The 14,442-nt window shown below is 49.2% G+C and carries 8 protein-coding genes and 1 pseudogene; 3 read left to right on the plus strand and 6 right to left on the minus strand.

Translation table 11 applies throughout. The features are described from left to right. The first annotated feature begins 287 nt into the window (after nt 1-287). The 3 genes and pseudogenes from AC5JL3_RS11190 to AC5JL3_RS11200 all read left to right on the plus strand — a co-directional run. Nucleotides 288-1,346, plus strand: a complete 1,059-nt coding sequence (locus AC5JL3_RS11190) for a glycosyltransferase (RefSeq protein ID WP_496074566.1) — start codon at nt 288-290, stop codon at nt 1,344-1,346. An 83-nt stretch (nt 1,347-1,429) separates the two neighbouring features. Beyond that, nucleotides 1,430-2,452, plus strand: coding sequence for a glycosyltransferase family 2 protein (locus tag AC5JL3_RS11195; RefSeq protein WP_496074567.1), 1,023 nt, complete (start codon nt 1,430-1,432; stop codon nt 2,450-2,452). A gap of 30 nt (nt 2,453-2,482) precedes the next feature. Further along, nucleotides 2,483-2,551 (plus strand): annotated as a pseudogene (locus tag AC5JL3_RS11200) (2-C-methyl-D-erythritol 2,4-cyclodiphosphate synthase); the annotation flags it as partial. Nucleotides 2,552-2,688: 137 nt separating this feature from the next. Here AC5JL3_RS11200 and AC5JL3_RS11205 read toward each other — a convergent pair. The 6 genes from AC5JL3_RS11205 to AC5JL3_RS11230 all read right to left on the minus strand — a co-directional run bounded on the left by AC5JL3_RS11205 (nt 2,689) and on the right by AC5JL3_RS11230 (nt 14,424). Beyond that, nucleotides 2,689-3,450, minus strand: a complete 762-nt coding sequence (locus AC5JL3_RS11205) for a PPC domain-containing protein (protein WP_192216752.1) — start codon at nt 3,448-3,450, stop codon at nt 2,689-2,691. Between the two features lie 761 nt (nt 3,451-4,211). Continuing rightward, entirely contained in the window at nt 4,212-5,417 is a 1,206-nt protein-coding gene (locus AC5JL3_RS11210) for a glycosyltransferase family 2 protein (RefSeq protein WP_496074568.1), read from the minus strand. A 303-nt stretch (nt 5,418-5,720) separates the two neighbouring features. Further along, a complete protein-coding gene (locus tag AC5JL3_RS11215) occupies nt 5,721-6,686 on the minus strand; it encodes a tyrosine-type recombinase/integrase (protein WP_496074569.1) in 966 nt (321 codons plus the stop codon). A gap of 47 nt (nt 6,687-6,733) precedes the next feature. After that, entirely contained in the window at nt 6,734-7,318 is a 585-nt protein-coding gene (locus AC5JL3_RS11220) for a chemotaxis protein CheW (protein ID WP_496074570.1), read from the minus strand. Between the two features lie 129 nt (nt 7,319-7,447). Continuing rightward, nucleotides 7,448-10,831 (minus strand): hybrid sensor histidine kinase/response regulator, encoded by a 3,384-nt coding sequence (locus AC5JL3_RS11225; RefSeq protein WP_496074571.1) that lies wholly within the window; start codon nt 10,829-10,831, stop codon nt 7,448-7,450. A gap of 137 nt (nt 10,832-10,968) precedes the next feature. After that, nucleotides 10,969-14,424, minus strand: a complete 3,456-nt coding sequence (locus AC5JL3_RS11230) for a methyl-accepting chemotaxis protein (protein WP_496074572.1) — start codon at nt 14,422-14,424, stop codon at nt 10,969-10,971. Nucleotides 14,425-14,442 lie beyond the last annotated feature (18 nt).

Consider the following 14,442-nt stretch of genomic DNA (forward strand, 5'->3'; position numbering starts at 1 on the left):
CGAGTCCCTAATCTAATATCGGTTTTGGCTAATGGCTAATCGTTAAGGAATGCAGACAATTAAGCCGGTAGTATAAACCAACAGCACTGTGGTAATAAGGTTTTCTTCCCATAGGCTGTAAGCGGCTAAAATTGCACAATCAATACAGAATGCGATCGGGTAATGATACCGAGTGGCATTCAAAGATAGTAGACCTGTACGTTGGGGAGATGGGGCGAAAGAGAAAGTACTACACTTGCCGCAACTTGGTAGGCTGAATTTCTATATTTCCCCATCTCCTGATAATTATGAATCTCTTTGTCTTGTCGGAACTTCAGTTTGTCAAAAATCATGTCGGGTGGTCAGCTACTTACGATCTTGAGCAGGTTATAGCAAACACCTGCAACGCTACGTTTATCTACCCAGAATCCAATGATAAAATCCGATTTTTAAAGCGTTACAGGCATCGAATATTTAACTCGTGGTTTAAGACAAAAGATTTACCCATTTTAGGTGAAGGACCTAATATTCTTTTAGTGGTAGGAATAAATTACGGTTCCTTACAGATGATGCCTTCTCTGGGTTCTCTTGTCAAAAAGTTTGACCTGCGCTTGGCGTATTTATTTGATATCTATGAACCGCGTTATCTTGTCAGAAAGCTTGTTCCACAGTTTGATTACTTATTCTTCCCTGTCGCTGAGATTGCTGACCAAGTTAGAGAACTTTTTTCTGTCAATGCGGGCTTCTTACCTCATGCCGTAAATGCGCTAGACTATGGTTCAAACCATCCCCATCGCTGTATCGATGTCATCAGCTATGGAAGAGGTAATCCGGACTTACATATCTCATTACAAGAACATTTTAATCAAACAGAGAGTGAGCGAATTTATTTTCATTCTACTTTCTCTAGACCGCAAGTAAATAGTTACAAAGAACATAAAACATTATTGGCAAAATTATTAGGGAAATCCAAAATAAGCTTGTGCTTTGAAGCCAGCAAAGAGGAACGTTTTAAAGGGTATTCTCCTCTTCTAACTCGTTGGCTTGAGGGATTTGCTGCTGGTTGTACGATTGTCGGAAGAAAACCCTTTGGGAAGAATGTGGCTGATTTAATCAACTGGGAAAACAGCACAATCGAAATACCAGACAATCCAGTAGAATGGATTCCCTTTTTTGAAGCGTTGTTAGATGATAACGAGATGCTTCTAGCAAATTCTCAAAGGAATTATCGCGAATGTCTTTTGAGACATGATTGGCGCTATCGGATAAGGGATATGTTTCAGACGGTGGATTTACCGATTCCCGCTCATCTTGAGGATGAAATTGTACAATTGAAGCGGAAAGCTGAAGGAGGATTAACTAGCTAAACACGAAAAACTGCTAAAGTTTCCCAGGTAGAAAAACGTTGCCACACAAGCCACCTAAAATATCTCGTACATATTAGCTATCTATGTCTTTGAAACAAGTTGGATTGGTTGCTATTGGACGAAATGAAGGCAAACGCCTACACCAGTGTTTGCTTTCAGTGCTTGGAAAGGTAGCACATGTTGTCTATGTCGATTCTGGCTCGACTGATGGCAGTATTGAGTTAGCGCGTGAGCTTGGCGTAGATGTGGTAGAACTAGACCTATCGACACCGTTTACTGCCGCTCGTGGTCGAAATGCTGGATTCCACCGTCTGCTGCAAGCCAATCCCCAGATTGAATTTGTTCAATTTGTTGATGGCGACTGCGAGGTGGTAGAGGGATGGCTAGAGCGTGCGTTACATGAACTCGAATCCCAGTCCAACGTAGCTGTAGTGTGTGGTCGGCGGCGCGAACGATTTCCCGAACAGTCTATTTACAACCGCTTGTGTGACATTGAGTGGGATACCCCCGTTGGTGAGGCGACGGCGTGTGGTGGGGACTCTATGATGCGCGTCGAAGCCTTCCAGCAAGTCGGGGGATTTAATCCCACGCTGATTGCTGGAGAGGAACCCGAACTGTGTGTGCGGCTGCGCCAAAAAAGTTGGAAGATTTTCCGCCTTGATGCGGAGATGACCTTGCATGACGCGCAAATGACACGGTTTGGTCAGTGGTGGAAACGTTCTCTCCGCGCTGGTCATGCCTACGCGGAGGGAGCCTGGTTACATGGACGTGAACCGGAACGCCATTGGGTTAAGGAAAGCCGCAGTATTTGGTTGTGGGGGTTGTTTATCCCGTTCTTGGCAATAGCGCTTGCCTTGCCAACAAGAGGTTTGAGTCTTTTGCTGTTGCTTGGCTTCCCACTGCTGAGCTATCGCATCTATCGTTACATGCAGCCGCGAGGTTTTGAGTCAAAGGACACCGCACTTTACGCCCTATCTTGTATGCTGGGCAAATTTCCCCAAGTACAGGGACAACTCAAGTTTCACCTCAACCGCTTGCTGAAGCGACGTAACGTCTTGGTTGAATACAAGAGTAAGAGTGTTGCACCAGTAGACACCGCTAGTTAGGAGAATCTGCCAAAACGCCTTAGCACAACTTTAGAGTTAAAACCAGACCAAATCGGCATCAAAGTAACCACAAATGAAAAGTTAGGACTAGTGGGGTGAGAAGAGGGAATCGCTGCCTATGCTGTCACCTTACTAATGAGCAACTAAACTCGCTCATGTTCCCGCCCCAGTGCTGCAAAATAGTTCAATGACCTTGATGCCTTCTAGTTGTCGTTACTCCGAGTTTGAGCAGCTCCTTAAATCCAAGAAGAAGCCGCTACCTGCAACTCATAGGACGTATCACCACTATATTGATAGACCTGGACGTAAAATGTATTGCCACCATGCAGGCTAAAAGAAATATTTTCATCTGTGATACCACCACTGTTTGAAGCAAAGAGCGATTGCGATTCACCAGCATCAACAATGTCATTGTTGTTGGAGTCCTGAATTAAGCGGATGTCCGCATCATTGCTCAAACCAGTGAGGGTAATATCAACGTTGCTGTAAGAATCCAGAGTGAATTGATAGACATCAGCCGTATCCGTATCACCTACCCAGCCGTAGTACGTCAGCGCGTCCCCATGAAATAAGGTACCGCCATCAACCTCAGTAGGCAGAAGATTTGGGGGTTGTGTCTGTGTATCCAACGGAGCGTCTGTGGTGGCAGATATGTCAAGTTCGTAGTCTAAACTACCAGAACTGTAACGATGAACTTGGGCAAAATAAGTCCCTGCCTCCCCTAAGTAGTTAATTGAGTCATCGCTGTTGCTGCCGGAAGTAGAACTTTGAACCTGTTGGTCAATACCAGTATCAAACACGCCATTCCCGTTAGTGTCTTGATACAGATAAAGATCGGCATCATCACCAGCGGTAATGTTATGGAGGTTCAGATTGATGCTACTGGTTCCATCAATGTTGAAGGTGTAGACATCATCAGTGTAAAAATCATCTAGATAAGTGCTGTTGCTGTAGGGAATGTCTGTTAAATCGCCAACAGAGTAGTTATAAGTAGTCATATTTTTTGTTTCTTCAGGTGTAGAACCTGGTTTCGTTGCCTTCTACCTATAAATCAGGTCAAAAAGATAGTTTTATGCAAAATTCTAAGTATTAATTTATGTAAATAAATACATAATTACTAATTGTTTTGACAGAGTAACAATCAGATTCTGGCTCAATCTAGAGTAAGTAGGCTTGCATCTGTTGACCGCTGGCAACTGCCGGATGTGGGCGATCACATTCCTCATCTCCCTTGAGTGCTGATATTTGATAGCTGACCTGTATGAGCTAGCGCGGAAGCGCTAGCTCCAAGCTACCCTCTTCCACATGGGCATCACCAACAATCCGCCGCGTATGACTCGACTTATGAGGTACAGCAGAGTTCAACCTTTGGTGGCACCACCTCTGAGTTGATCAGCACAGACTATTCTGGTAATTACTTCGTCCAAGTCTATCAATACAGTGGTGATACCAACTACACCTTGGGCTTTGACCACTTCACTACCACCTATGTCTAAGCTTGAGCTGGTCTTCTAGGCTAACTAACTCAAGTTCTCCTCAGAATCACGATTTTCTGAGGGGCTTTTTGTTCACCGTCAAATCGCTTTGACTTCGCTACTCTCTATCCCGGCAAAAGAGTTGAGTGTGATCGCTAGAGAGCTAACCTGTCCTAAAAGGCGATCAGAAAAGAGCAATTGTACCCTGACTTTTGCTTTGTGATTGTACAACCGGACTTGATAGAACTCCCCCTTTTTTGGCTAGCTGTTCTACGCAAGGCTCGTTAAGATTCTGGAGCCTCGACTGGGTCGCGTTCTGTTCTAATCCACTTGGTCTGAGGGCGCACCAAAAACGCGAAATAGAGGGGAACTTTCCAAAGAATATAGGCGGGGACACCCAAAAGCGCCATTAGCGGTAAGTCGGCTCTAGCAAACTTAAGCCAAGCCCCAACAATTGCCGTGAACAGCAGAAGTCCCTCGATTGCGAGAACAATCGCGGGAAGCCATGAAGCTCCCAAGACTCCGGCGAGTATTGCACTTACCATGAACGCTACCCACATCAGGACTAGCAGTGAAATTGGGGGGATGCTTAAGTCTAAGGCGATCGCAAACAAATCAAAACGTCTTTGATGAATTGACTCTTTGAGTAGTTGAGGGACTTGTGTCAGCAGTGTCTGCAAATGACCATGCTCCCATCGCACTCGTTGCCCTTCTGCTGCTTGCTTCTGTTGCGGAAGACGCCCAATCACCTTCGCCTCTGAACAAAATACGGGTGCATGTCCAGCCAGCGCCAGATCGATCGCTAATTGCATGTCTTCGACAATATTGCCACTCGCTAGCGGGGCGGATGCAATCACGGGCCAAGGGAAAGCCATTGCTGTTCCGTATAACAAGCAGGGCAGCCCCAATCGCTCTAATCCACTGGGACGAACTAAGTTCTTGACCATGAACGCCAGCGCTGAAACCGCATCCTTTGGTCCTGGGTTAGCGGGTTGTTCCATCAGGTAGGTTGTCTGGACAGGTCGCGCCGTCTTCTTTGCGAGTCGGGCAACCTGATCAATTACGCCTTCATGAACAATACAGTCGGCATCCGCCATCACAACGACATCGGGTGGGTCGGCTTCAATGAACCGCAAGCCATAGTCTAAGGCGTACCCTTTTCCCTTTTGTTCATGATTAATTCGTTCGATTACGGTTGCGCCAGCGGTACGAGCGATTGCTGCTGTTTCATCACTGCAATTATCGGCAATAACAATAAGCCGATCTTGGCTTGTCACCTGTGGTAGTAAGGTCTCCAGGGTTGCCCCAATCCCTGAGGCTTCATTGTGAGCTGGAACCAAAACAGCAACCCTAGGTCGGGGTTCCCCTGCCGCCTTAGTCTCGCGTCGCCCTGGCAAGAAGGCGGCACAGCTTTCAATAAAAAAAACCGAGATGGGAATGAGTAGGAGGAGCGCGATTATAAACAGGACAATATCAATAAATAGGCTCACGGGTTGCTCGTGCGAGAGAATAAATGAAAGGTGCTTGGTAGCCAGTCAATCTTGCAGATTGCCTTTCACCACGTTAGCCCTTGATTTTGGAAAACTGCAAGATTAAAGAAGTAAGCGATCGCTAAAAGAGACTCAACTTTTTCTCTTACAGAAGCGGTTGCGTGGAAGTTCTCCCCTGCACGGTACATTCAGAAACGCCACGCCACAATTAGTAGTTAGTAGTTAGTAGTTAGTGTTTTTTTGAAGCAAGGGCTTTAGCTCAGAAAAACGAGATGAACTCCTGAGTTCTCCCCTACTTCTTCGTCAAAGCATTTCTGCTAGCAAGTCTGTTATTTCCAACTGCCACTTTTGCCGATTGTCGTCGTAAATCATTAACGTATCTAACTGGGCATGACGACTCAGTTTTTGCACCTTGCGAACATTCCCATTCGTTGCATCTAGTGCGGCGGTAATGCTAGAGTGTCTAATTCTGTGTGGACTCATGGGTTTAGTTATCCCCGCCTTTAGGCAAGTCTGTTTGACTATCCAGGCGATCGCTGAACCCGTTAAACGATGCCCAAAGTTAACAGAGTCTAAGGCAATAAATAGCGGGGCTTCTTCTGAGGCTTCCCCACGAGTCTCTAGCCATTCTAGTAAAGCGGCTGTCGTCGGTCGGCTCAAGTCAATACTTTCCGCTTGCGTTCCTTTCCCCTTACCGTAGATTTTAAGTGTTCTGGCTTCCGGGTCAAAATGCTTTATATTGGCATTGGATACTTCACCTCGACGTAAGGCGTTGTCCCACAAAAGTCGCAAGAGGGCAAAATCTCTTTTCCCCTTCAAGGTTTCTCTGTCTAGAACCGCTAGAACTTGACGATATGCCTCGCGGCTAATTCCTGTAGTGTCTCTGTAGGGCTTAACCTTCTCGTTACGAATTGAGAGTGTCCAATCACAGTGTCCGGCTTCATAAGCATAGTTAACCAGTGCCCGGATAGCGGCTAATCGTCTGTTTACAGTCGCCTCAGACAAACCCCGCTCAATCATTTTGGCTTTATAGTCCAAAACAACGCTTTTCGCCTCAAGTCTTTCCAGACTTAGGAAAGCGGCAACCATCTCGGGAGTCGGTTCACAGCCCGTTGTCGTCCGAAAGAAATCTTTCAGATCTTTGGCATAGGCTTTTTGAGTATGAGCGCTGCGTTTATCTGCAAGCAGTCTCTCTACGAGTGATGAACCCGATGGAGGTGGGAAATCGAGTTGGGTAGCGGAGTCGGGGACTGGTGCGATCGCACTCATAAACGTTTGCGATAATCAATCTTTCCGCAAACAACTTACCACGAACTCTACCCCCTCTCTTGGGCGAATGTGGTTCCAGGTAAAGCCTGTTGGGGCTCAACAAGCTTTTCTGGGTTGAGCAAAAATAGAGGCGGTTCATCATTATTTTGAAGAATCAGCGCACTGACACATCGAATATTCCCCTCTGCCATATAGGTTGACGTTAAGGGAGTAAATGCCGACTCCGGTACACGTTGCAACGAAGGTGGTGAATCAATCGGTAACCCTACCAGTTTCCCTTGAGGGCTTTGGACAATCAGCAGGAAGCCTGCGCTCGTCATGTCGGGCTGTTCTTCTTGCCCTTTATGAGGAAGCGCTTGGTCCGTTGCGGGCGAATACGAGCTTGGTGCGCTCCGAAAAATTCGATGATAACCGTCAATAACGAGTAATTCTTGATCTTGATACAGTGTCAGTCCCACAGAGAAAGCGCCCTCTCGACCTCCATAAATATTACCCATAGGAATAACTTTATGTACGCAACGAATTGGCAGGGCAAACCCTTCATTATGAAGGCGAAAAACAATTAGTTGTTGGGTAGCTTCGGCTTTGCGATTGCTAGCTCGTCGGGAGGTAAGTGGAGAAAAAACAGCCATAATTTTACCGAAACATCACGGGTTTAAAGCCCCGTCAGCCAATGACTAATGACCAATGACCAAGAAAAAGCATTCAGCATTCGTAGCGAGAGGAGTGCAATACGAAGCGAAGCCCTCTCTCGGTCGCCATTATGTCGGGCGTGGGGAATAGCTCACTCTGGACGTAATGAGTTGCTTCATCGTTCGTAATAACTCCCGCTCATTGTAAGGCTTAGAAAAATAGGCGGCAGCCCCCAAAGTCATTGCTAGTTGGCGATGCTTTTCCCCACTGCGACTCGTTAGCATCGCAATTGGTAATTGTTGCAAGACCGGGTCGGATTTGATTCGAGCCAAAAAGCCATAACCATCGAGACGAGGCATCTCAATGTCACAAATAACGGCTGAAACCTGCAATCCACCGAGCAGTTTTTCAACCGCATCTTGACCATCTTTAGCCTGTTCCACCAAATACCCGGCTTTTTCTAAAGCCAAGGCTAAAAATCGGCGGACATTAATCGAGTCATCAACAACGAGAATGCTGTCTTTTTGCGAGTGCGGTAGAGGAGTTGCGGGTGGGTTATCTGCTCCATCTCGTGACTCCTTGAGCGCCAAAGGATTTGGCGACGACGACACACGAGCTGACTCGTCAATCACGAGCGTACTCGTGGACGCAGCCTCTTGAGCAACCCAGCGCAGCAGCGCATTGGCATCAACAAGTGGAACAACTTTACCATCGCCAAGAATTGTACAACTGGCGAAGCCAGGAGGCATTGTCAGTGTGCCTTCAACTTTGCGGATAGCCACCTCCCGTTCACCCCAACAGCGTTCGCAGACGAGCGCGTGCAAGCAGTCTCCTTGACTCACCATTAGCACCGTTGGCACACTAATCGTGGGCACGCCTTCTGGTGTTGCAACACCTTTGCGTGGGCAGTAAAATGTTAGCCACGAGCTAAGCCTTGTCAAAGGAACCATCTCCCCTTCCCAGTTGAGAACTTCGTTCCCAGGAGTGGTCAACACCTGGTCGGGATTTAGTAAGAGCATCTCCTCGATCGCATCCGTGGGAAAGGCAAGCAGCATTCCATTACTTTCCACAAGCAAGACTCTCGCCACGGAAAGCGTGTATGGCACCGTCAGCGTAAAGGTTGTTCCTCGCCCAGGCTGAGTATCAACTCGGATGTCGCCACGGATAGATTTAAGGTTGTTGCGAACCACATCCATCCCCACGCCTCGACCCGAAAGGGCAGTAACTTGGTCGGCGGTGCTAAAACCGGGTTCAAAAATCAGTGAGAGCAATTCATCCTCACTTGCAGCAGCGAGTAACCCCGCATCCAAGCCCATCGCTTCCGCTCTCGCCCGGATTTTGTTGAGGTTGATACCATTCCCATCATCACTGACCGTAATAATCGTTTGGTTACCCCGGTGCGCTGCTTTAATTTCAATTACCCCTTGAGCGGGTTTTCCTTGAGATGAGCGAGTGAATGGGTCTTCAATCCCGTGGTCGAAGGCATTACGCACCAGATGCATCAAGGGGTCACTAAGCGCCTCCAAGATGCTGCGATCAATCAGAGTCCCCTTCCCTAAAACTTTGAGTTCGGCTTGTTTTCCGTACTCCAACGAAAGATCTCGCAAGGCTCTGGAAAATCGCCCCACTAACTCAGACAAGGGGCGCATCCGTAGCCGTGTGAGGTTGGTTTGTAGCTGTTTGGCGGTTTGGTTTAACTCCCGCGCCGTTTGATCGGTTTCCTCAAGACTCAGTCCAATATCACTCGTGACTTCTTGAACCTGGACGATGGTTTCCATCACTTCCATCGACAGCAGATGTAGATCGTTGTACCGATCCATTTCTAAGGCATCAAAGCCGCTGTTAAGATGCAGCGCACTCTCGCCAAGTCCAGGACGACCAGCCGTGCTGTCACCAGCATCGAAGGCATCAAAGTAACTGAAGAAGCGAACCTTGGGTGGTGACCCCCCTCCGCTCAACGGGGCGCTTGTCGTCACCAGCGACGGCTGACGGACAGTGGGGATAGCGCTATGAGTCGTAACGGTATCGTAAGCCGTTCGGATGCGACTATTCGACTGCTCCAGGTTGCTAACGCGCCGCTCGAGGTTTTCCATCAAATTCCGTAACCGTGCCAGGTGCAAGCTGAGTCCGTTACGTTCGATGGTGAGTTCCCCAAATAGATCGTTGAGTCGATCGAGTTGCCGGACGGGAATACGAACCGTGTTTTCCTGAGTTTCTTTGGGTTGCGCTCTCTTCCCAGAGTTGGGTTGACTCGATTGCCAGTTGAAGTCGTCTAAGGAGACTTCACGCTTATCCGCTTGGACTTCTCGTGAAAGAGAGGCACTCGTTTGGGCAGCCGTTGCTTGTTCGTCAAACACCTCATCCGTCGAACTCTCTTCTGTTGACAGCTCAATCGGAGCGATTGGGGTAACGCTATCGGTTGCTTTATAGTGCTGGACTTGGGCGGCGGGGCTAAAGATGTCGAAGTCAACGGCAAATACGTCGTCGAACGCCGGTTCTTCTACCACCTCGGTAGGGGTGGAGAAATCGATTTGGACATCGGGAGAAACCTGAGCAGTTGCCTCTTGCCAAACCACTGGTTCGTCAAACAACTCCTCTTCGATGAGTGAGGGGTGCTGGACTTGGGCGGCGGGGCTAAAGATGTCGAAGTCAACGGCAAATACGTCGTCGAACGCCGGTTCTTCCACCACCTCTGTTTCCATGGGGAGGGTGGAGTGAGGGTGAGCCAAGGGAGGCGCTTCTAACTTGATGTCAAGCGCCGTCGGCAAGCTACCCACTTGACCGACTAGTACCAACGCTTGCGATCGCCTCCAAGCGGAGAGCGAAACTTGAGCGATTTCTCTGACCTGATCTGGGGCCGCCTCCAGATGAGAGAGAATCGATTCACACAGTTGTGTAAACGCCTCTAGCTGGAGCATTTCGCCCAATCCCCCCAGCTCTTGCGCCATAATCGAGAGTTCTTCCTCTAAGCAAGGCGCTTGCGGGTCGGCGATAACCGACTCTAGGCGATTTAGGCATCCCTCAACTTCCGTTTCAAACAGCAACGCCGCGACATTGGTGCCGTCATCTGACCCCAACATCGTGCTGGCATCGTCGGCAACGGGGTCACCGAGGCGTTCGTGCAGCTTGTCAAAAACCGGGTTCCCAACCGTAGCCAGCCACTGTTCATCAACATCAGCCCCTTGGCGGTTCAGAGTCAGCACCTGGCGCAACCGATCCATTCCTGAAAGCAGCAAGCTTTCGAGTTCTGCATCAATAGAAATAGAGTTTCTCTGTTGCTTGAGGACTTTGAAGGAATCTTCCATACGGTGAGCCAGTTGACTCAACGTCACAAACCCCATCATCCCTGCCCCCCCTTTGACCGAATGCGCCGCTCGCAAGACAGCATCCATTTGGTGGCCATCAATGTGGCTCGATTCCAAGCCGAGGAGTACTGATTCTATTGTGTCCAGGTACTCCTGCGCTTCTTCAAGAAACAGGAGCTGAATTTCACGTTCCTTGTCTTGTGACATGGTAGTTCAAAGGAATTGTTAAATAGTCTGCCGTCACTGGGTAGAGACGCGATTAATCACGTCTCTGATAAGGTCGTCTGTCGTCTGTCGTCAGTGGTCAGTGGAAAAACCATAGAGAACAGACAACTGACCACTAACTAATCACCAACTTTGAACGTACCCACAGAGGCTTGTAATTGAGCCGCAATCCCGACCGTCTCTTGCAGAGAGCCAGAAATTTGTCGGGTAGAATGGCTCGTGCGTTCAGAGACGAGCGCAATCTCCTTCATCAACTCCGTTACGGCTTGAGAGGTTTCGACCTGAGACACCGTCGCACTCGAAATTGACTGCACCAAAACGTCGATTTGGCGAGACACATCCAAAATCTGACTCAGACTCTGCTTGGCATCCTCCACCAGATGGGTTCCTTCCACCACCTGTGTTGTACCGAGTTCCATCGCCTCGACCACTTCTGATGTTTCTTGTTGGATGTTTTCCACAATCTTTTCAATTTCTTTGGTCGCTGCCGCCGAACGCGCTGCTAGTTCGCCAACTTCTTCTGCAACCACCGCAAAACCTTGACCTTCTTCACCAGCACGCGCCGCCTCAATCCCGGCGTTAATCGCCAACAAGTTTGTTTGCAGCGCGATTTGGTTAATCAAGGATACCACCTTGGAAATCTGCTGGGACGATTCACCCAGACGCTTGACCTTTTTCGCGGTCTCAGCTACCGTTTCCCTCAACTTGAGAATATTTTGCACGGAGCGGTCCATTGCCTGCCCACCTACTTCAGCGGTAGAGGAGGCTGTGCGAGCCACGACCGCCGCTTGCCGAGCGTTCTCAGCTACCTCTTGAATCGAACGGGTCATTTGCTCAACCGAGTCCAGGGTACGGGTCGTATCCTCGGCTTGCTTGAGCGCTTCGGAGGAAAGTTGGCGAATTGCTCCTTCGTTTTCTCCTAGTGAAGTGTTAACCTGAGTCGCCGCTGTTTTCACTTGGGTAACAATTCCACGCAGACTTTCAATAACGGCGTTGAAGAAGTCTGCCACCGTGCCAATTTCCCCGACCGTTACATCCGCCCGCACCGTCAGGTCACCACGGGCAGCTCCTTCCACGTCACTCAGCAGTTCCAAAAGCTGGAGTTGGAGGGCTTCTTTTTCATGACGTTGCTCTTCTGAAATCAGTTCAGCGACAATCCGGGCTTGTTCTCGCTGCTCAAGCGCCGCCGCTTGGTCGAGCGCAAAGCCAAGTTGAATCGCTACCTGCTTGAAGAAGTTAATGTCCGCTTCCTGCCAGGGTCGCGTGCTGGAACACTGGTGAGTCACCAATAGACCTAGTAACCTCCCCTCGGCAAGAATTGGGGCAACCAAATTCGCCTTGACTTTGAAGGGTTCTAGTTGACCGAGGTAACACTTGGTTAAGCCAGCGTCGTAAATGTTCTCCGTTGCTTTGACCCGACCGCGCTTGTACTTTTCAACATATTGTTCGGCAAAACAGGGATCAGCAATGTTTGCTCCCAACGCTTTCGGCCAGCCGTTCGCTACTGATTCAGCGACGATAGTTCCTTGCCAGTCCTCGTCAAAGAGATAGACAACCGCACGGTCAGTTTTCAGGGTTTCCCGGATGCCTGTAATCGCGGTATGGTAAATTTCTTCGACGTTGAGGGATTCCCGAACGCGAGAGATAATTTCATTGAGTTGTTGGGCGCGTTTGGCTTCGGCTTCTTTCTGCGCGGCGAAACTCACACCCGTTAAAGACACTCCGACTTGAGTCGCTAACTGAGTTAGGTAATTAATTTCTGACTCCTGCCACTCGTGAGTGCGAGAACACTGATGCGCCACCATTAAGCCCAAGAGGTTGTCGGCAGCGATGATGGGCACAACTAAGTTGGCTTTGACTTGTAGTCGGTTCAACAACTGCAAGTGCGCTGGGGAATAATTGGTTGCCCGGACATCGCTGGTAGGAACAATTCGCCCTTGTTTGTACTCTTCGAGGAGTTTTCCTGGAATACAAGGGTCGCTGATACGGTCTGCCAGTGCCCGTGGCCAACCGGGGTCAACCGCTTCGGCAACGATGCTGCCGCTCAAGTCGGGTTCAAAGCCATAAATTACTACTCGATCCACGTTCAGGTGCTTTTGGGCATCTTGAACGGCTTGGTCGAAGAGAAATTGGCTGTCGCCTCTGGTGGCGGCGTTGACCGTGTCAGCATAGGTCTGGATTTTCTCGCTTTGGGCGGCTTGTTGCTGTAGGAGGTCTTTGACCCGGACGACAAGGTTATTAAAGCTTTGAGCCAGTGTCTGGGTTTCGGCAGAACCATTTGGTTGGGCGCTTACATCCAAATTTCCGGCAGCAACCTGCTCGGCCGCACCAGCCAACTGATTTAAAGGCTCTGATAACCGACGGGCTAAAAGCCAAAGAATTGCTGTCGTCACACCTGCAAGTCCGAGGAAAATCAGTCCTGAGATGAGCGCCGCCTCCCTCCCAGTTGCACCAATTTCAGCCGTGTCAATTGAACTCACCACCACCCAGTTTGTATTCGGAACCGTCGCGAGGGCGTAACGGGCCCTCTCGTGGACAAATGAGGTAGAGGATGTGCCCCCATCCGAAGTCTGGGTGGTGATGGAGTTTTTAATTAAATCGGCTGCTTTCTTGGCGACAACTTCACCACCCAGCACGGCTTGGGTGGTAGAGGTTCCCTGAGACGTGAGGGTCTTGATAACAATCGCCTTGCTATCATCTCCAAAGGCTAGGATTTGTAGTTGTTCGGATTCGCCCCTTTGTGTCTCTTCCAAGGCATCCAACACAAAATCAAAGCGGGTAGCAGGCAGTACGGCTTTAACCACACCGAGGAATTCGCCTGAGGCGGGGTCTGTGATTGGCTGGGATATATCCACACCAACGGTGTTTGAGGATTGATCAAGTTGAGGCTCAACGACCTGCTTATCTCCCTTTTTGCCCCGTTGCCACCAGGCTTCATCGTTCTGAACAAAGTCAGATGTGGGGGTGCTGTAAGCGACGTTGAACCCATGTTTGTCGGTAAAAAATATTTCGGCAAATTTTCCCGTTTCTGCTGTTCTTTTCAAATAATCATTGAGAGCCTGATTGAGCTTGTTGAGCTTGTTGGTCGAAAAAGCCTGTTCGGTTTGGTCAATCGGTCGTTGTGGGAGTCCACTGGCTTGGGCGGCTTTGCCACTAGCGCGCGCTGCGTCAATGACTAAAGGATTCGTTGCTACAGTCGTTGGGATTGTCGCCGACTCTTCTAGCACGTTACGAGAAACATCCCTTGCTAGCTGCGCTTTACTTTGCAATAACGCCTCGGCGTTATGTTGGGCACGTTGGGCAGCGATGTTATAGCTCACCAATCCGGCAAGTCCCAAGGGGATTAGGACGGCTGGGAGAATTGTCGTCAACAACTGAGTGCGAAGGGAGGGGTTTGGCTTCGGCGGTGGAGTCTGAGAATCGGGAAGAACAATGACTGGCCTCTCGGTCGCTTCATTGCTCACGGATTTCGTCGAGGCTGTGTGCGTGTAGCTGTTTCGGACTACGCCATTTTGATAGATATTATCTGGAATTTTGTTATTGCCACTGCTGGCTCTATCGAATTGCTTAACCATAAAATAAGCACCATTACG

It is taken from the genome of Symplocastrum torsivum, assembly GCF_059505465.1.